The organism is Escherichia sp. Marseille-Q3837 (assembly GCF_916618735.1).
In the GTDB taxonomy this organism is placed as follows: Bacteria; Pseudomonadota; Gammaproteobacteria; order Enterobacterales; family Enterobacteriaceae; genus Escherichia; species Escherichia ruysiae.
Window position 1 is genome coordinate 118,341 of record NZ_CAKAKC010000001.1, and the last position, 18,625, is coordinate 136,965.

Here is an 18,625-nt window from a genome sequence, read left to right on the forward strand (position 1 = left end):
CAAATTCCAGCTTAATCTTAGTCAGCTTGCTTACGCAGGAAAGCTGGGATATCCAGATAATCCGGCTCTTTCGCAGTTTGCGGCGTATTGTCGTTCACCACTTTAGCTACCGGTTTCTGCTCTTGCGTCAGCGGTGCCATACCGTGCTGCTGGTAACGATCCATCACCGGCTGCTGAACTTGTTTATTGGTCACCAGAGTGATTTCAGGACGTTTGTCCATGCCGATACCTGTTGCAACCACGGTTACACGCAGTTCGTCGTTCATATCCGGGTCAAGAGAAGTACCGATAACCACAGTCGCGTTATCCGAAGCAAATGCACGGATGGTGTTACCTACGGTTTCGAACTCATCCAGACGCAAGTCGAAGCCCGCCGTGATGTTAACCAGCACGCCGCGCGCACCAGACAGGTCGATGTCTTCCAGCAATGGAGAAGAGATAGCCATTTCAGCCGCTTCTTCCGCACGATCTTCACCGCTCGCCACGCCAGAACCCATCATTGCGTAGCCCATTTCAGACATCACGGTACGTACGTCTGCAAAGTCCACGTTCATCAGACCCGGACGAGTAATCAGTTCGGCGATACCCTGAACTGCGCCTTTCAGCACATCGTTCGCGGCGCCAAACGCATCAAGCAGGGAGATACCGCGCCCCAGCACTTTCAGCAGTTTGTCGTTCGGGATGGTGATCAATGAGTCCACATGCTTGGACAATTCAGTGATCCCCTGCTCCGCGAAGGCCATACGCTTCTTGCCTTCAAAGTTGAAAGGCTTAGTCACGACAGCAACGGTCAGGATACCCAAATCTTTTGCCACTTCAGCAACGACCGGCGCAGCACCTGTACCAGTACCACCACCCATACCTGCTGCAATAAATACCATGTCTGCACCTTCCAGCGCCGCACGTAGTGCATCGCGATCCTCATCAGCCGCATTACGGCCAACTTCTGGATTAGCGCCAGCGCCCAGTCCTTTGGTGATACCACTACCGATCTGAATCGTCTGCCCAACCGCCGTTTTACGCAGCGCCTGTGCATCGGTATTTACCGCGAAAAATTCAACACCTTCAATGCGCTCACGCACCATGTGCTCAACAGCATTACCGCCGCCGCCGCCGACGCCGATGACTTTAATCACCGCGTCGTTGGTAAGTTCCATTGGTTCAAACATAGTTTCTCTCCGATATGTGCCTGTCGCCTGAGGCCGTAATCACCGTCGACCTCATAAAAATTAAAACTCTTTTCGCAGCCAACTATTGAGTCGCTTGATCCACGAGCCAACTGATGCTGTAACACGTTTTTCTACTTCCGCTTCACCGTTAAGATGTGACTCTTTCCCGTAGTGAAGCAATCCCACAGCCGTCGAGTAATACGGCTCCTGAGCATAATCAGTTAAACCGGTGATATTCAGCGGCGCGCCAATACGCACCTGCGTATGAAACACGCGCTGAGCGCAGGCGGCAAGTCCTTCGATCTGCGCCGCGCCACCGGTTAATACAATGCCCGCCGCCAGGTGATGTTTCACGCCTTGTTGGCGAAGCTTTTCCTGGAGCTGCAATATCTCTTCGTTGACCAGGTTGAGCAACTCGGTATACCGTGGCTCAATCACCTCCGCCAGCGTCTGACGTTGCAGACTACGCGGTGGTCGCCCACCTACGCTCGGCACTTCCACGCTCTCATCTTTACCGACGATGGAACCCAACGCGCAGCCATGGCGAACTTTAATCGCTTCGGCGTCGCTTGGCGGCGTGCCAAAGGCATAGGCAATGTCGCTGGTCACCACATTGCCAGCATAAGGAATTACCTTGGTGTGGCGCAATGCCCCACCGGTATAAACGGCGATATCCATTGTACCACCACCGATATCGACGACGCAGACTCCCAGTTCACGTTCGTCTTCCGTCAATACCGAATAACTTGATGCCAGTCCGGCAAATATCAGTTGGTCAACTTTCAGCCCACAACGTTCAACCGCTTTGACGATGTTTTTCGCCATATCGTTGTGACATGTGATCAGGTGCACTTTTGCCTGCATTCGCACGCCCGAAAGTCCTACCGGATTTTTGATCCCTTCCTGATAGTCAATCGCATATTCTTGCGGGATCACATGCAACACACGATGTTCATCGCGCACACGCACCGATTTCGCGGTATGGACGACGTTTTCCACATCTTCTTGCGTCACTTCTTCTTCAGAAATGGGCACCATACCAATTTCATTCTGGCAGCTGATGTGCTTACCAGAAAGCGCCAGATATACCGAAGAGATCTGGCAATCTGCCATCAATTCTGCCTGGTCAATGGCGCGTTGTACGCATTTGACCACAGATTCGAGGTCGTTAACCCCGCCTTTATCCATACCACGTGACGGGCAGCTGCCCACACCAATGATATTGACCATACCGTCGGGCAGAACTTCCCCTACTAAAGCGGCAACCTTCGCGGTGCCGATCTCCAGTCCTACTACCAGTTTTCTGTCCGTCGCCTTGATCATTGTTGTTCTGCCTGTGCCTGATTTTGTTGCTGAGTAGATTCCTCCGGCGGCAAGGGCGCCCAGCCTACTGCCGCTCCAGAGTCATAACGCAAATCAACGTAGCTAATCCGTTTGCCATCGGTTTGCGCCTGCTGCTGTAAAACCGGATAAAGTTCTACAAAGCGAGCCAAACGTTTCATCGTATCGCCCCGGCCAAGGTTGAGCTTAATATCGTTATTCAGCGTCAACTGCCAGGAACGCCGCGCGGTCATTGCCGCTTCCTTCAGAGTAAATCTGTCCTTTGCCAGCATTTGCCCCATTTCGCGATAACCCTGCAACACTTCATTGGCGCTGCCTTCCGGGCCATACAACATCGGGAGCACCTGCTTGCTGGTGCGATCTGGCGGCACGCTGAAGGTGTTTCCTTCGGCGTCTACCATATGTTGATCATTCCACCGCGCAATCGGCACATATTCAACCAGATGAATCTTCAATTCATCAGGCCACTGCTTTCTGACGCTCACCTGCTTAATCCACGGCAGGCGTTGTTCAATTTGCGTCTGGATGATGTTGACATCCTGAGTCATAAAAGTACCCGGCTCACCCAATGCCAGGATCGACTGCCGGATATCGTCATTACGCGTGTAATGGCGTTCACCGGTCAACACCAGCTTTGAGAGCGGCAGGCGTTGCGCATCTTCCATCCAGCCCAACACGACCCAGCCGCTCACCAACACAGTCGTTAAAACCGTCAACAGGAAAAGTATCCCCGCCAGACGCGTTCCATTATTGCGGTGAGAAGAAATTTCTTCTTCACTGTTTCGCGTGTTCAGAGCAGCCTGCGACATATTAGTCCGCCAGTTCCAGAATTCGTACTACCAACTGCGAGAAGCTTAAGCCTGCCTGACGTGCCGCCATCGGCACCAGACTGTGGCTGGTCATACCCGGAGAGGTATTGGCTTCCAGCAGATAAAACTGTCCATCGCTGTCCAGCATGACATCAATACGCCCCCATCCTTTGCAACCTAAAGTCGTCCATGCTTTCAGCACTAATGCCTGCAAATTGGCCTCTTGTGCCGCGTCTAAACCTGCGGGGCAGAAATACTGTGTCTCATCAGAGAGATACTTCGCCTCATAATCATAGAAGGTTCCGGCGGGTTGAATACGTATTGACGGTAAAATTTCTTCACCGAGTATCGCAACAGTGAACTCCGGCCCACTTAGCCATTTTTCAATCAATACTTCTTCATCGTGCTGAAATGCCAATCTTAATGCATCTTGTAGAGCATTTTCTGCTACTACTTTTGACATTCCCACGCTGGAACCTTCGCGGCTCGGCTTAACGATTAATGGTAAACCCAGAGCAGAAATTTCGGCTAACTGCTTATCGCTAATGCCTTTTTCAAACTCTGCGCGGGTTAACGCTACCCACGGCGCTACGGGTAAACCAGCACCTTGCCACAGCAGTTTGCTGCGTAGTTTATCCATTGAAAGCGCAGATGCCATCACTCCGCTGCCGGTATAAGGCAGTCCCATCAGCTCAAGCATCCCCTGCAATGTGCCGTCTTCACCGCCGCGCCCGTGCAGAGCGATAAATACTTTCTGAAATCCCATCGATTTCAGTTGCGTCACGTCAACTTCTTTCGGGTCGACAGGATGCGCGTCGACGCCGCCTTCGCGCAGCCCGGCTAACACTGCGGCACCAGAGTTCAAAGAAACTTCCCGTTCTGCGGAGGTTCCGCCCAACAGAACCGCGATTTTATCAGTCATGTTGTTCTTCCTCCGGAGTTTGCGGCTTCAGTTTGATTTCAGCTAAAGAACGGGCAATTTTTCCGATATTACCAGCCCCCTGAACGAGAATCAGGTCGTTACCGGTTAATACCGGTGCTAGCATCTCGGCTACCTGCGCCGGGTCCGGCACCAGAATGGGGTCAATTTTCCCACGTCCACGAATCGTGCGACACAGCGAACGGCTGTCCGCTCCCGGAATTGGCGCTTCGCCAGCCGGATACACTTCCAGCATCAACAGGGTATCAACCTGCGTCAGCACATTGGCGAAATCATCATACAGGTCGCGCGTACGGGTAAAACGGTGCGGCTGAAACAGCATTACCAGGTTTTTATCCGGCCAGCCTGCACGCGCCGCCTTAATGGTGGCGTCCACTTCGGTCGGGTGGTGACCGTAGTCATCGACCAGCATTGCTGTACCACTTTTACCGTTGACCGGCTCCAGCGGGAATTCACCGAGGAAATCGAAGCGACGACCGGTTCCCTGGAAGCTCTCCAGCGCACGCAGAATAGCGTCGTCGTCAATCCCCTCTTCCGTAGCAACCGCAACCGCAGCCGCCGCGTTCAGCGCATTATGACGACCAGGCGCATTCAGGGTTACGCGCATTGGCTCTTTGTCCTGGCGTAGCAGCGTAAAGTGTCCCTGCGGACCAATCTGCTGATAATCTTCTACACGCACGTCGGCATCTTCGCTGAAGCCGTAAGTTGTGGTCTGACGCCCCACGCGCGGTAACAATTCGCGGATCACCGGATCGTCAACACACATTACCGCACGCCCATAAAACGGCAGGTTGTGCAGAAAATTAATAAAGGTCTGTTTTAAATTCTCAAAGTCGCCCTGGTAGGTATCCATATGGTCGGCTTCGATATTGGTGACAATCGCCACCATGGGTTGCAGATGCAGGAACGATGCATCGCTCTCATCCGCTTCGGCAATCAGGTAGCGGCCATGCCCCAAACGTGCATGAACGCCAGCCGCTTTTACCAGCCCACCGTTAACGAAAGTTGGATCGAGACCCGCTTCCGCATAGATGCTGGAAACCATCGCGGTGGTTGTCGTTTTGCCGTGCGTTCCGGCAATGGCGATGCCATGACGAAAACGCATTAACTCAGCCAGCATTTCCGCGCGACGGATCACCGGAATACGCGCTTCATGGGCGGCAACAATCTCAGGGTTGTCAGCAGAAATTGCACTGGAAACAACGACCACGCTGGCGTCGCGCACGTTTTCCGGGCGATGGTTGAAGTAAATCGTCGCCCCCAGATTCATTAACTGCTGCGTGACCGGATTTGGCGCTAAATCTGAACCACTGATCTGATACCCTTCATTGGCCAGAACTTCGGCAATACCGCCCATACCGGCACCACCGATGCCGACAAAGTGAATGTGCCGAACGCGACGCATTTCGGGCACGATGTAACGCAGTTTTGCCAATTGTTGTGTATTCATTCTTTACGCCATTAACTTCTCAAATTCATGCGATGCAAAAGGCATCGCCACAATTACGCCCGGGCAGCCCGGCTCACTTCATTTGCCACTCGCTCGGTGGCATCCGGGATGGATGCAGCACGGGCGCGTTCTGCCATGGTTAATAAGGTTTCTCGCGACCACCCGGCCAGGGTGTTGGCGACAGCATCCACAGTAAGCTGTGGTTGCTCGATAATTTTGGCTGCGCCCGCTTTTTCCAGCGGCAGTGCATTCCAGTATTGCTGGCGGTCTTTATGCTGAAACGGCACAAACAATGCTGGTAACCCCGCCGCAGCGATTTCACTCACCGTCAACGCACCAGAGCGGCAAACGACAACATCCGCCCACGCATACGCCGCCGCCATATCATCAATAAATTCCGTCACTTTATGCTGCGGTTGCCCTGCTTCGGCATACGCTTGTTCAACGGATTGTTGCGAACCTTTGCCGCTCTGATGCCAGATAGTGACTGAATCGCCCAGCTTTGCTGCAACCAGCGGCATTGTCTGGTTAAGAATGCGTGCGCCCTGAGAACCACCCACTACCAACACACGAACCGGACCTTCACGTCCAGCCAAACGTTGCTGCGGCAACGGCAGCGCCAGCACATCGGTACGAACAGGATTACCCACCACTTCCGCATTAGGGAAAGCGCCTGGAAACGCCTGCATCACTTTGGTCGCAATCTTCGCCAGCCATTTATTGGTTAAGCCCGCAATACCGTTTTGTTCATGAAGTACAACAGGAATGCCTAACGACCACGCGGCCAGACCTCCTGGGCCTGAAACGTAGCCGCCCATACCGAGCACCACGTCAGGTTTATACGCTTTCATAATCGCCCGCGCCTGACGCCAGGCGTTAAAGATACGCAACGGAGCTGCGAGTAACGCTTTAATACCCTTACCGCGTAGACCAGAGATACGAATAAAGTCGATCTCGATACCGTGCTTCGGTACTAAGTCCGCTTCCATACGATCGGCAGTACCCAGCCAGCGAACTTGCCACCCCTGGGCCATTAAATGATGCGCAACCGCAAGCCCCGGGAACACATGTCCGCCAGTGCCGCCAGCCATCACCATTAATCGCTTCCCTTGACCACTCATCGTGAACCTCGTACAAACGCCTGCGCTTTCTCCAGACGCGTTTCATAATCAATACGCAACAGCATCATGATGGCTGTTGACATAATCAGTAAGCTCGAACCACCGTAACTGATTAGCGGCAATGTCAAACCTTTAGTCGGTAACATCCCTGCCGCCGCGCCTACGTTAACCAGTGCCTGGAAACTAAACCAGATGCCAATTGAACAAGCGAGAAAACCGGAAAAACGATGGTCAATTTCTAACGCTTTACGACCAATCGACATCGCGCGAAAAGCGACGAAGAATACCATTAAAAGCGCCAGCACCACACCGATATACCCCAGTTCTTCGCCGATAATGGCGAAAATAAAGTCAGTGTGCGCTTCCGGCAGATACTCCAGTTTTTGTACCGAGTTACCTAAACCTTGCCCCCACAGTTCGCCGCGACCAAACGCCATCAGCGATTGCGTTAACTGATAGCCGCTGCCGAAGGGATCTTCCCACGGGTTCCAGAATGCGGTAACACGGCGGATACGGTACGGTTCAGCGAGGATCAGCAACACAACCGCTGAAATCCCCATACCGATAATGGCAATGAACTGCCACAATTTCGCCCCCGCCAGGAATAGCATTGCCAGCGTGGTCACAAACAGCACCACCACCGTACCGAGGTCTGGCTGCGCCAGCAGCAACACCGCCAGCACCAGAATCACGCCCATCGGTTTCAGGAAGCCACGCAGGTTATTACGCACTTCGTCGCCTTTGCGCACCAGATAGTTGGCGATATAGCAAAACAGCGACAGCTTGGTCAGTTCGGCTGGCTGGATACGCAACAAGCCAAGATCGATCCAACGCGATGCCCCTTTAACCGAGCTACCCACCACCAGCACGATCATCAACAGGATGATTGATCCGAGCAGCATCGTGGCACTGTAGCGTTGCCAGAACTCCATCGGCAGACGCAGCGTAATGATCGCCAGAATGAACGCCAGGATCAGATAGACGCCATCACGCTTCGCGAAGAAGAACGGATCGTTGGTTAAGCGTTGCCCTATGGGCATTGACGCCGAGGTCACCATGATAAAGCCAATCGCCGCGAGGCCGAAGGTCAGCCACAGCAAGGTGCGATCGTACATGATCAGGCTGTCGGTATCTTTTTCCCGCGAGCCCATCACCCAGCCCTTTAGCGCCGTGGAGATCCAGACCAGGATACTGAATCCCGGCAGGCGCGGCATTTTCAGGCGAGGGAGAGATAAACGCATCAACCTAACTCCTTCGCCAGACGAGCAAACTCATTGCCTCGTTGTTCAAAGTTCTTGAACTGATCAAGGCTGGCACATGCCGGGGAGAGCAGAACCATATCGCCAGGCTGAACACGCGGAGCCAGCAAGCGCATCGCCTGTTCCATCGTTTCGGTTTGCTCTGCCACTTCCGGGCGTAACGCCGCCAACTGTGCGCCATCACGACCGAAACAATACAGACGCACGTTATCGCCATTCAGATAGCGCGCCAGTGGGCTGAAGTCTGCCGATTTACCATCGCCGCCCAGCAACAAATGCAGCGTGCCGTCTACGTGCAGGCCATTCAGCGCCGCTTCGGTACTACCGACGTTGGTCGCTTTCGAATCGTTAATCCAGCGCACACCGTTATGCTCCAGCACCACTTCAAAGCGATGCGGCAGACCGGTAAAGGTGGTTAATGCTTTCAGGCTGCTGGCACGCGGTAACCCTGCGGCATCTGCCAGCGCCAGTGCTGCCAGCGCATTGGTGTAGTTATGCTGCCCGGAAAGTTTCATCTCTTTCACGTTCAACACTTTCTCGCCTTTCACCCGCAGCCAGGTTTCACCCTGCTGATGGTTCAGGTGATAGTCACCCATATTGACGCCGAAGCTGACACAACGTTCATCTGCACCGCGAATCGGCATCGTTAAGGCATCATCGGCATTAACCACGCAAACTTTTGCGTTTTCGTAAATACGCAGTTTTGCCGCACGATACTGCTGTAAACCAAATGGATAGCGATCCATATGATCTTCAGTCACGTTCAGAATGGTCGCCGCCACCGCCTGTAAGCTGGAAGTCGTTTCCAGCTGGAAGCTTGACAGTTCCAGCACGTACAGTTCGCACTCAGCATCCAGCAGCATCAAGGCTGGCAGGCCAATGTTGCCACCCACGCCAACGTTAACACCTGCTGCTTTCGCCATTTCGCCCACTAAGGTAGTGACAGTGCTTTTGCCGTTAGAACCGGTGATCGCCACAATCGGCGCTTGTGCTTCGCGGCAGAACAGCTCGATATCGCCAACAATTTCAATTCCGGCATCGGCAGCGGCGCTTAGGGACGGATGCGCCAGCGCAATGCCGGGGCTGGCGACAATCAGATCTGCCGCCATCAGCCATTCATCATTGAGACCGCCTGTATGGCGCTCCACCGCTTCGGGTAATTTATCCAGGCCAGGCGGTGTCATACGCGTATCCATTACGCGCGGCGTCACGCCGCGAGCAAGGAAAAAGTCCACGCAAGAAAGCCCGGTGAGGCCCAGGCCGATAATAACGACATTTTTACCCAGGTAATCAGCCATGATTAACGTACCTTCAGCGTTGCCAGACCAATCAGGACCAGCATCAGCGAAATAATCCAGAAACGCACAATGACGCGCGGTTCCGGCCAGCCTTTCAGTTCATAGTGGTGATGAATCGGCGCCATGCGGAAAATACGTTGCCCGCGCAGTTTAAAGGAGCCGACTTGCAAAATAACCGACAGGGTTTCGACGACAAACACGCCGCCCATAATCACCAGCAGGAATTCCTGACGCAGCAGTACGGCGATAATGCCCAACGCGCCGCCTAATGCCAGCGAACCAACATCGCCCATAAAGACCTGTGCCGGATAGGTGTTAAACCACAGGAAGCCCAGCCCTGCTCCGACTATCGCGGTACAGACAATGACCAGTTCCCCTGCATGTCGCAGATACGGTATGTGTAAATAGCTGGCAAAGTTCATGTTGCCGGTCGCCCACGCCACCAGCGCAAAACCACCAGCGACAAATACGGTCGGCATAATCGCCAGGCCATCAAGACCATCGGTCAGGTTTACCGCGTTACCGGTGCCGACAATAACGAAGTAGGCCAGCAGGATGTAGAACAAACCTAACTGCGGCATCACATCTTTAAAGAACGGTACAACCAGTTGCGTTGCTGGCGTGTCTTTCCCGGCAAGGTACAAAGCGAAAGCAACACCCAGCGCAATGACCGACATCCAGAAATACTTCCAGCGTGCGATCAACCCTTTGGTGTCTTTGCGCACGACTTTGCGATAGTCATCAACGAAGCCAATGATGCCGTAACCAACCAGCACCACCAGTACGCACCAGACATACGGGTTAGACGGGTAAGCCCACAGCAGTACGGAGATCACAATCGCCGTCAGGATCATAATCCCGCCCATAGTCGGCGTACCGCGCTTGCTGAAGTGCGATTCCGGGCCATCGTTACGCACCACCTGACCAAAGGAGAGTTTTTGCAGATGAGCAATCATGCGCGGCCCCATCCACAATGAGATGAACAGCGCGGTCAGCAGGCTGACGATGGCGCGAAACGTCAGATAGGAAAAGACGTTAAAGCCGGAATAATATTTGACCAAATGTTCGGCCAGCCAAACTAACATGTCCCATTCTCCTGTAAAGCGCGTACTACCTCTTCCATGGCAGCACTACGTGAACCCTTAACTAAAATCGTAATCACCTGTTGCTCTGCAATCAGTGACTTAAGACGCGTAATTAACGCGGATTTATCAGCAAAATGTTCGCCAACACCGCTGGCGGTGCTGATAGCATGGCTTTGTTTTCCCACGCTTAATACACGGTCAATGCCCGCCGCTTTTGCCGCTTCGCCCACCTGTACATGGCAGGCTTCGCTTTCAGCGCCCAGTTCCGCCATATCGCCCACCACCAGCACGCGGTAGCCCGGCATTTCAGCCAGTACCTGGACTGCTGCGGTCATTGAACCGACATTGGCGTTGTAGGAGTCGTCGAGCAGCAACTGGTTTTCTGCCAGTTGGATGGGGAACAGACGGCCTGGAACAGCTTTCAGATTTGCCAGCCCCGCTTTGATAGCATCAAGCGTTGCGCCCACGGACATGGAGAGCGCAGCGGCTGCCAGCGCATTCGCAATATTGTGACGCCCCGGCAACGGCAGCAGAACATCGACGCTACCTGTTGGGGTTTGCAGGGTAAATTCCGTACCGTGCGAAGTCACATGGATATTGGTGGCGGTGAAATCGCTGTTGGCGGCATTGGGTGAGAAACGCCACACTTTGCGTGAGCCAATTACGCTCTGCCAGTTCAGCCAGTCGTTGTTGTCGGCGTTCATAATGGCGATACCGTTTTCCGGCAGGCCGCTAAAGATTTCACCTTTCGCTTTCGCGACACCCGCAAGCGAGCCAAAACCTTCCAGATGCGCCGCTGCCAGGTTGTTGACCAGCGCCGCTTCCGGGCGAGTCAGACTCACAGTCCAGGCAATTTCGCCCTGATGGTTCGCGCCAAGTTCAATAACTGCGTAATCGTATTCCGGCGTTAAGCGCAACAGCGTCATCGGCACGCCGATGTCGTTGTTGAGATTGCCTGCCGTATAAAGCGTGTTGCCGCACTGGCTTAAAATCGCCGCCGTCATCTCTTTAACGGAGGTTTTGCCGGAGGAACCTGTCAGAGCAACCACGCGCGCCGGAACTTGCTGGCGAACCCATGCAGCCAGTTCACCAAACGCCAGACGCGTATCTTTAACGATTAACTGCGGCAGATCGATATCCAGCGGACGGCTAACCAGTAGTGCGCCCGCGCCGCCAGCTTTCGCCTGGTCAGCAAAGTCATGAGCATCGAAACGTTCGCCTTTCAGGGCAACAAACAGGCAGCCCGGCGTCAGTTTTCGCGTGTCAGTGGTTACAGCATCAAGGGTGATATCTGCACCTTGCAGTTCACCGTTGAGAATATCGGTAAGTTGGCTAAGGGTTACGCTAATCATGCAATCACCCCCAGCAGACGCGCCACCGTGACGCGATCGGAGTAGTCCAGACGCTGATTGCCAACAATCTGATAATCTTCATGGCCTTTGCCCGCGACCAGCACCACATCATTCTCTTTAGCCTGCATAACGGCGCACGTTACCGCTTCAGCGCGGCCTTCCATCACTTTGACATGTCCGGCGTCTAACATTCCCGCCAGAATATCGTTGATGATAGCGCGCGGTTCTTCGGTACGCGGGTTATCGTCCGTCACCACCGCCACGTCAGCAAATTCTTCAGCAATTGCGCCCATCAGTGGACGTTTGCCTTTATCACGATCGCCGCCGCAGCCGAAGACGCACCACAGCTTGCCCGCACAGTGCAGGCGCGCCGCCTGTAAGGCTTTTTCCAGTGCATCCGGCGTATGCGCGTAATCCACCACCACCGTCGGTTTGCCTGGTGCGGTGAACACTTCCATACGTCCGCAAACCGGTTGCAGACGCGCGGCGGTTTTCAGCAGATCGGCCAGCGGATAGCCCAGCGCCAGCAGTGTCGCCAGCGCCAGCATCAGGTTGCTGACGTTAAAAGCGCCCATCAAGCGGCTTTCTATTTCCCCATCGCCCCAACTTGAGCTAAAGCGAATAGTCGCGCCACTGTCGTGATAGTTCACGTCGATCGCTTTCAACCAGCGGCCATGACCGTTCGGATTGATATTGTCTTCCATCGACACCGCAACCGCGTCCGGCAGTTTTGCCAACCAGCGACGACCCACTTCATCATCAGCGTTAACAATTGCCTGACCGCAATGATGTTCAGAATAAAGCAACCATTTCGCCGCTTCGTAGTGTTCCATATCACCATGATAATCAAGGTGATCGCGGCTTAAATTAGTAAAGACCGATGCCGCAAATTTCAATGCCGCCACACGGTGCTGTACCAGCCCGTGGGAGGAAACTTCCATCGCGCAAAAAGTCGCGCCCTGATCCACCAGCCCCGCCAGCTCATGCTGAACGTCAACTGCCGATCCGGTTGTATTTTCCGTCGGGATGACTTTCCCCAGCAGGCCGTTACCAACGGTGCCCATTACCGCGCTGGTTTCGCCAAGCAGTTGGCTCCACTGCGCCAGAAGCTGGGTAGTCGTGGTTTTGCCGTTGGTGCCCGTTACGCCCACGAGACGTAAATTGTCAGAGGGTTCATGGTAAAAGCGGCCCGCCAGTGCAGATAAACGCTCATTGAGCTGGCTGAGATAGATGACCGGTACGCCGTGCATTTCACGGATTTCACCGTCGGTCGCCTCATCTTTCGCCTCTGCAATAATGGCAGCCACACCTTGCGCTATCGCCTGCGGGATATATCGACGCCCGTCCGCCTGATGACCTACTACAGCTACAAAGAGATCGCCCGCCGCAGCCACACGGCTGTCGAGTGTCATCTCTCGCAGTGCTCGCGAAGGTGCGTCTGGCACCCACGGAGCAAGAAGGTCGCGCAAATTACGATCTGCCACCTGTCCCCTCGCCTTGATTAATCACAAATTCATTTTTATCGCCCGTTGTCAGCGCATCCGGCTCGATGTTCATGGTGCGCAATACGCCGCCCATGATGGCACCAAAGACCGGCGCGGAAACGGCGCCGCCGTAGTATTTACCCGCCTGCGGATCGTTGATAACAACAACCAGCGCGAAGCGCGGCTGACTCGCAGGCGCAACGCCTGCGGTATAAGCAATATATTTATTGATGTAGCGACCATCCGGCCCGACCTTTTTCGCAGTACCGGTTTTAATGGCGATACGATAGCCTTTAATCGCCGCCTTCACGCCACCGCCGCCCGGTAGCGCCACGCTTTCCATCATATGCACCACGGTGCGAACAATGGATTCCGGGAAGACACGTTCACCGGGAACCGGGGGGTCAACTTTAGTAATCGACAGCGGGCGATAAATGCCGTAGCTGCCGATAGTTGCGTAGACTCGCGCTAACTGTAACGGTGTTACCATTAGCCCGTAGCCGAAAGAGAAGGTGGCCCTCTCTATGTCAGACCACCGTTGTTTTTGAGGATATAAGCCACTGCGTTCTCCGACCAACCCCAAATTGGTCGCTTTTCCCAGTCCAAAACGTGAGTAAGTGTCTACTAACGCTGAGGACGGCATCGCTAACGCCAGCTTGGAAACACCGACGTTACTCGACTTCTGTAATACCCCGGTCAGGGTTAATTCGCTGTAGCGCGCCACGTCTTTGATTTCGTGGCCGTTAATTCGATAAGGAACGGTATTCAGTACCGAGTTTTCCCGCACGACGCCGCGTTGCAGCGCAGTCATCACCACCATCGGCTTGACGGTTGAACCCGGTTCAAAGACGTCGGTGATGGTACGGTTACGCATCGCCTCTTTCGGCGTGCCACTCAGATTGTTTGGGTTATATGACGGGCTGTTAGCCATCGCCAGCACTTCACCGGTGTTGACATCCACCAGCACGGCACTACCGGATTCCGCCTTGTTAAAGGCCACCGCGTTGTTCAGTTCGCGATAAACCAGCGCCTGCAGGCGTTCATCAATACTCAGCGCAAGGTTGTGCGCTGCCTGGCTGTCGGTGGAAGAAATATCTTCAATTACGCGACCGTAGCGGTCTTTTCGCACAATGCGTTCGCCCGGCTGCCCGGTAAGCCATTTATCGAAACTCTTCTCGACACCCTCAATCCCCTGACTATCGACGTTGGTAAAGCCGATGAGGTGAGCGGTCACTTCGCCAGACGGATAATAACGGCGAGATTCTTCACGCAGATGAATCCCCGGTAGTTTTAGTTTCTTGATGTAGTCCGCCATGTCAGGGTTTACCTGACGCGCCAGATAAATAAAGCGTCCTTTCGGGTTGGCGTTAATGCGGGCTGAGAGCTGATCCAGCGGAATGTTAAGCGCGTTAGCCAGCGCCTTCCAGCGGTCACCGACGCTGATACCGCCAGCGTCATGCACTTCTTTTGGGTCAGCCCAGATCGCTTTTACCGGCACACTTACTGCTAATGGGCGACCAGAGCGGTCAGTAATCATGCCGCGTGAGGTGGATACTTGTTGAACGCGAAGAGAGCGCATGTCGCCCTCTTTAACCAGCATATCCGGGGAGATAACCTGTAACCACGCTACGCGCCCGAGCAGAAAAGCCAGCGCCAGTAAAATACAGCCGCATAACAACGCAAAACGCCAACTGATAAAGTTGGCATGTTCTTCCTGACGTTTTGGTTTCTGCGTTTTCGCCGCTGCTTTCATGCGTCGCGTTTATCCTTATTTTTGCACTACGATATTTTCTTGTGATGGATCGACATGCTGCATTTGCAGCTTCTCCGTGGCGATCCTTTCCACCCGGCTATGATCGCCGAGCGCATTCTCTTCAAGAATCAGGTTGCGCCATTCAATGTCTAAAGCGTCTCGCTCCAGCACCAATTGTTCGCGCTGAGCGGTCAGCAAACGGGTATGGTGTGCTGTGGTCACCACAGTCACCGCCGTCAAAATAATGCAAATGAACAGGCAGAGTGGCAGCTTCCCAAATCGCAAAAGATCGTCACCAATGACGCCAGGCAAGGCATGGCGCTCGTGACTTCCCATCGATCCTTTAACTTTGCTTAGAGCTTCTGTCACTCTGCTGATCATGCGTTCGTCCTCTCTGCAATACGCAGAACTGAACTACGGGCGCGAGGGTTCTCTGCCACCTCTTCTTCGCCCGGCATCAACTTGCCTAGTGCTCGCAACTGACGGCCACCCAGTTTTTTGAGCTGCTCTTCGGTCATCGGTAATCCTGCCGGAACCTGCGGACCACGACTGTTTTCACGCATAAAGCGTTTCACAATACGGTCTTCCAGCGAATGAAAACTGATGATCGAAAGCCGCCCACCTGGCGCCAGCACGTTGAGCGAGCTTTTTAGCGCCTGCTCTATCTCCTCCAGTTCACTGTTTACCCAGATGCGCACCGCCTGGAAGGTACGGGTCGCGGGATGTTTGAATTTGTCCTTCACCGGCGTTGCCGCCGCCACCACTTCTGCCAGTTCTTTGGTGCGTGTCATCGGCTGTTCGCGGTTACGCTCGACAATGGCGCGCGCAATACGTTTAGCGAAACGTTCTTCGCCATACGTTTTCAATACCCAGGCGATATCGGCTTCTTCGGCAGTTTGTAGCCATTCGGCAGCGGATTGACCGCGCGTCGGATCCATACGCATGTCCAGCGGGCCATCGCGCATAAAGGAAAAACCGCGTTCAGCATCATCGAGTTGTGGTGAAGAGACGCCAAGATCGAGGAGAATGCCGTCAATCTTGCCGATAAGATCACGCTCGGCGACATATTCGCCCAGCGCGGAGAAAGGTCCATGTATGATGGAGAAGCGCGGATCATCAATAGTCTTCGCAACGGCAATAGCCTGCGGATCGCGATCGATCGCCAGCAAACGTCCCTCTTCGCCAAGCTGCGAGAGGATCAGACGTGAGTGACCACCGCGACCAAAAGTTCCATCAATGTAGATACCGTCAGGACGGATATTGAGGCCATTTACGGCTTCATCCAGCAGCACCGTAGTGTGTTTATAGTTTTCCATCATTTTATAGAGACAAGTCCTGCAGCCGCTCCGATAAGTTTTCGGTAGCCAACTGTTCTGCGTCGATATCTTCCCTGACTTGTTGATGCCAGGTTGTTTCATCCCACAGTTCAAACTTATTGAACTGTCCAACCAACATCACTTCTTTTGTCAGCCCGGCATGTTGCCGCAGTACTGGCGCGATTAACAATCGACCTGCGCCATCCATCTGACATTCGCTGGCATGACCTAACAGAAGGCGCTGCACACGGCGCTCAACCGGGTTCATGCTCGACAGACGCGATAATTTTTGCTCGATAATTTCCCATTCAGGAAGGGGGTAAAGCAGCAGACATGGGTGATGAATGTCAATGGTACACACCATTTGACCGGCAGCGTTCCCGAGCAGCTCTTCCCGATAACGGGTGGGCACCGATAAGCGCCCTTTACTGTCGAGATTGACTAACGTTGCTCCCCGGAACATGCCAGTCTTCCCCCAATTACCACTTTATCCCACAAATTCCCACTAAAAGGAGTTTACGGAGCGGAGGAAAAGCTTGTCAAGCCAGGAACATTCCTTACCGAAGCAAAAAACCCGATGTTTACGACTAATATCTGCATTGTTTAAAAATCGCCCAACGAACGAAGCAAATTAACGTTATGAATAGTTGTAAGAAAAAATCCCACTCATCATTACCGTTTTAAAAACGACTTCTTTTTCCTTAATGAAAATATAAAGTGTCAGTTTGCGACGCGAGCGGCATTTTAGGACATATCGCCCCCGGATAACAGTCCCTGTTGCGCACGCGCCATGCCTGACGTCAGCGACTTTGCGTAAAAGATTAGAAAAGTGTTTGTTTAATCGGCAATTGCCGATTTGCATGTAACAAAATAATGCAATCGCAATCCATCGTTACGACTTAATTATCATTAAGCACATCGAATGAAGTTAATTGGTGAGATATTTAGAAGGTCTTATGGATAATAGTCAGGAATAGTCTTATTTACATAAAGGATATTGATGTCCAATTACGTACTCAATGCGCCAGTCGCAATCAACCGGCGCATCATTTTTTGTTTAACGTTTAGCTACGACTGAGTACGCCGCGACGATAGAGATTTCGTTTGATGCGCGTTAAGCCTGGTTTTGGCTTACGCGGCTCGTCCAGACTCGCCAGGACAATCTCCAGCACGCGCTCAGCGACATCCCGATGACGCTGAGCCACGGCCAGCACAGGACATTGTAAGAAGTCGAGCAATTCGTTATCGCCAAAGGTGGCAATCGCCAGATCGGAAGGCAGTTTACCATCGCGACGCAACGTGACATCCATCACTCCCTGCAACAATGCAAAAGAGGTAGTGAACAGCGCCTGCGGCATCGGATGCGTTTCCAGCCATTTTTCGAATAACTGGGCAGCAGCTTCCCGCTCATAGCTATTGGCATAAAGGAAATGCACTTCGCGCGGATCATCTTTCCAGGCAGTTCGGAAACCCTGCTCACGCAGGAAGCTGACAGAAAGCTCCGGCAGCGCGCCAAGATAAAGTACCGTTTCGGCCGGAAACTTACGTAACTCTTCCGCCAACATTTCGGCATCATCCTGGTCGGCACCAACCACGCTGGTGAAATGTTCACGATCGAGGGCGCGATCCAGCGCGACAATTGGGAACGGGTCATTAGCCCAGCGTTGATAGAAAGGATGCTCTGGCGGCAGCGAAGTCGAAACAATGATGGCATCGACCTGACGCTGTAAAAGATGCTCAATACAACGCATTTCGTTGTCTGGCTGATCTTCGGAACAAGCAATGAGTAGCTGATAGCCGCGTTGACGCGCCTGGCGTTCAAGATAGTTAGCAATGCGGGTATAACTTGTGTTCTCAAGATCGGGGATAACAAGACCAATAGAACGTGTGCGTCCAGCACGAAGCCCAGCCGCCACGGCATTCGGGTGGTAATTGTGCTCACGCACCACTGCCATGACTTTCTCAACGGTTTTGTCGCTCACACGGTATTGCTTCGCTTTGCCGTTAATAACATAGCTTGCAGTGGTCCGCGACACTCCCGCCAGCCGAGCGATTTCATCCAGTTTCACAATTGCCCCTTGCGTAAAATGTAAAAACCATAACCATTGTACTGGTATGGATTAAATTCATTAACATCTAAGCGCAGAAAATTAACTGCGGCAACTGCTTTTATTCCAGGTTCCTACTAAATTCGCAAAAAAAGCCCAACGTGACTTATTGGGCTGCAAATTGCACATTGAGATCATTC

General features: G+C 53.4%; 17 protein-coding genes. All 17 read right to left on the bottom strand.

Annotation, left to right across the window (positions count from 1 at the left end; translation table 11 throughout):
- Window positions 1-17: 17 nt before the first annotated feature.
- Window positions 18-1,169: a cell division protein FtsZ gene (ftsZ, locus tag LG381_RS00535; RefSeq protein WP_000462777.1), complete on the bottom strand. Its 1,152-nt coding sequence runs from the start codon at window positions 1,167-1,169 to the stop codon at window positions 18-20.
- Window positions 1,170-1,229: 60 nt separating this feature from the next.
- Window positions 1,230-2,492, bottom strand: a complete 1,263-nt coding sequence (gene ftsA, locus LG381_RS00540) for a cell division protein FtsA (protein ID WP_000588474.1) — start codon at window positions 2,490-2,492, stop codon at window positions 1,230-1,232.
- Entirely contained in the window at window positions 2,489-3,319 is an 831-nt protein-coding gene (gene ftsQ, locus LG381_RS00545; protein WP_000075731.1) for a cell division protein FtsQ, read from the bottom strand. The genes ftsA and ftsQ overlap by 4 nt, the downstream gene beginning before the upstream one ends.
- A gap of 1 nt (window position 3,320) precedes the next feature.
- Entirely contained in the window at window positions 3,321-4,241 is a 921-nt protein-coding gene (ddlB, locus tag LG381_RS00550; RefSeq protein ID WP_032224424.1) for a D-alanine--D-alanine ligase, read from the bottom strand.
- Window positions 4,234-5,709, bottom strand: coding sequence for a UDP-N-acetylmuramate--L-alanine ligase (gene murC / locus LG381_RS00555; protein WP_001096083.1), 1,476 nt, complete (start codon window positions 5,707-5,709; stop codon window positions 4,234-4,236). The genes ddlB and murC overlap by 8 nt, the downstream gene beginning before the upstream one ends.
- Before the next feature lie 53 nt (window positions 5,710-5,762).
- Window positions 5,763-6,830 (bottom strand): undecaprenyldiphospho-muramoylpentapeptide beta-N-acetylglucosaminyltransferase, encoded by a 1,068-nt coding sequence (murG, locus tag LG381_RS00560; protein ID WP_000016572.1) that lies wholly within the window; start codon window positions 6,828-6,830, stop codon window positions 5,763-5,765.
- A complete protein-coding gene (gene ftsW / locus LG381_RS00565) occupies window positions 6,827-8,071 on the bottom strand; it encodes a cell division protein FtsW (protein ID WP_010345404.1) in 1,245 nt (414 codons plus the stop codon). The genes murG and ftsW overlap by 4 nt, the downstream gene beginning before the upstream one ends.
- A complete protein-coding gene (murD, locus tag LG381_RS00570; RefSeq protein ID WP_000796424.1) occupies window positions 8,071-9,387 on the bottom strand; it encodes a UDP-N-acetylmuramoyl-L-alanine--D-glutamate ligase in 1,317 nt (438 codons plus the stop codon). Before murD ends, ftsW begins: the two co-directional genes overlap by 1 nt.
- Before the next feature lie 2 nt (window positions 9,388-9,389).
- On the bottom strand, window positions 9,390-10,472 hold the full coding sequence (mraY, locus tag LG381_RS00575; RefSeq protein WP_000964122.1) for a phospho-N-acetylmuramoyl-pentapeptide-transferase: 1,083 nt from the start codon (window positions 10,470-10,472) through the stop codon (window positions 9,390-9,392).
- Window positions 10,466-11,824, bottom strand: a complete 1,359-nt coding sequence (murF, locus tag LG381_RS00580; RefSeq protein WP_225761904.1) for a UDP-N-acetylmuramoyl-tripeptide--D-alanyl-D-alanine ligase — start codon at window positions 11,822-11,824, stop codon at window positions 10,466-10,468. The genes mraY and murF overlap by 7 nt, the downstream gene beginning before the upstream one ends.
- Window positions 11,821-13,308 (bottom strand): UDP-N-acetylmuramoyl-L-alanyl-D-glutamate--2,6-diaminopimelate ligase, encoded by a 1,488-nt coding sequence (gene murE, locus LG381_RS00585; RefSeq protein ID WP_105290133.1) that lies wholly within the window; start codon window positions 13,306-13,308, stop codon window positions 11,821-11,823. Before murE ends, murF begins: the two co-directional genes overlap by 4 nt.
- Window positions 13,295-15,061, bottom strand: a complete 1,767-nt coding sequence (gene ftsI, locus LG381_RS00590; RefSeq protein ID WP_000642204.1) for a peptidoglycan glycosyltransferase FtsI — start codon at window positions 15,059-15,061, stop codon at window positions 13,295-13,297. The genes murE and ftsI overlap by 14 nt, the downstream gene beginning before the upstream one ends.
- A gap of 15 nt (window positions 15,062-15,076) precedes the next feature.
- On the bottom strand, window positions 15,077-15,442 hold the full coding sequence (ftsL, locus tag LG381_RS00595) for a cell division protein FtsL (protein WP_000625658.1): 366 nt from the start codon (window positions 15,440-15,442) through the stop codon (window positions 15,077-15,079).
- Window positions 15,439-16,380, bottom strand: coding sequence for a 16S rRNA (cytosine(1402)-N(4))-methyltransferase RsmH (rsmH, locus tag LG381_RS00600; RefSeq protein ID WP_000970479.1), 942 nt, complete (start codon window positions 16,378-16,380; stop codon window positions 15,439-15,441). The genes ftsL and rsmH overlap by 4 nt, the downstream gene beginning before the upstream one ends.
- A gap of 1 nt (window position 16,381) precedes the next feature.
- Window positions 16,382-16,840: a division/cell wall cluster transcriptional repressor MraZ gene (gene mraZ / locus LG381_RS00605; RefSeq protein ID WP_000488288.1), complete on the bottom strand. Its 459-nt coding sequence runs from the start codon at window positions 16,838-16,840 to the stop codon at window positions 16,382-16,384.
- A 601-nt stretch (window positions 16,841-17,441) separates the two neighbouring features.
- Window positions 17,442-18,446, bottom strand: coding sequence for a catabolite repressor/activator (gene cra, locus LG381_RS00610; protein WP_000762401.1), 1,005 nt, complete (start codon window positions 18,444-18,446; stop codon window positions 17,442-17,444).
- Between the two features lie 81 nt (window positions 18,447-18,527).
- Window positions 18,528-18,614 carry a hypothetical protein gene (locus LG381_RS00615; protein WP_032224418.1) on the bottom strand — a complete coding sequence of 29 codons (87 nt, stop codon included), beginning with the start codon at window positions 18,612-18,614 and terminating at the stop codon, window positions 18,528-18,530.
- Window positions 18,615-18,625 lie beyond the last annotated feature (11 nt).

Coding starts and splice junctions, on each gene's coding strand:
- ftsZ (WP_000462777.1), bottom strand. CDS start 1,169: ATGTTTGAACCAATGGAACTTACCAACGACGCGGTGATTAAAGTCATC.
- ftsA (WP_000588474.1), bottom strand. CDS start 2,492: ATGATCAAGGCGACGGACAGAAAACTGGTAGTAGGACTGGAGATCGGC.
- ftsQ (WP_000075731.1), bottom strand. CDS start 3,319: ATGTCGCAGGCTGCTCTGAACACGCGAAACAGTGAAGAAGAAATTTCT.
- ddlB (WP_032224424.1), bottom strand. CDS start 4,241: ATGACTGATAAAATCGCGGTTCTGTTGGGCGGAACCTCCGCAGAACGG.
- murC (WP_001096083.1), bottom strand. CDS start 5,709: ATGAATACACAACAATTGGCAAAACTGCGTTACATCGTGCCCGAAATG.
- murG (WP_000016572.1), bottom strand. CDS start 6,830: ATGAGTGGTCAAGGGAAGCGATTAATGGTGATGGCTGGCGGCACTGGC.
- ftsW (WP_010345404.1), bottom strand. CDS start 8,071: ATGCGTTTATCTCTCCCTCGCCTGAAAATGCCGCGCCTGCCGGGATTC.
- murD (WP_000796424.1), bottom strand. CDS start 9,387: ATGGCTGATTACCTGGGTAAAAATGTCGTTATTATCGGCCTGGGCCTC.
- mraY (WP_000964122.1), bottom strand. CDS start 10,472: ATGTTAGTTTGGCTGGCCGAACATTTGGTCAAATATTATTCCGGCTTT.
- murF (WP_225761904.1), bottom strand. CDS start 11,824: ATGATTAGCGTAACCCTTAGCCAACTTACCGATATTCTCAACGGTGAA.
- ftsI (WP_000642204.1), bottom strand. CDS start 15,061: ATGAAAGCAGCGGCGAAAACGCAGAAACCAAAACGTCAGGAAGAACAT.
- ftsL (WP_000625658.1), bottom strand. CDS start 15,442: ATGATCAGCAGAGTGACAGAAGCTCTAAGCAAAGTTAAAGGATCGATG.
- rsmH (WP_000970479.1), bottom strand. CDS start 16,380: ATGATGGAAAACTATAAACACACTACGGTGCTGCTGGATGAAGCCGTA.
- mraZ (WP_000488288.1), bottom strand. CDS start 16,840: ATGTTCCGGGGAGCAACGTTAGTCAATCTCGACAGTAAAGGGCGCTTA.
- LG381_RS00615 (WP_032224418.1), bottom strand. CDS start 18,614: ATGTGCAATTTGCAGCCCAATAAGTCACGTTGGGCTTTTTTTGCGAAT.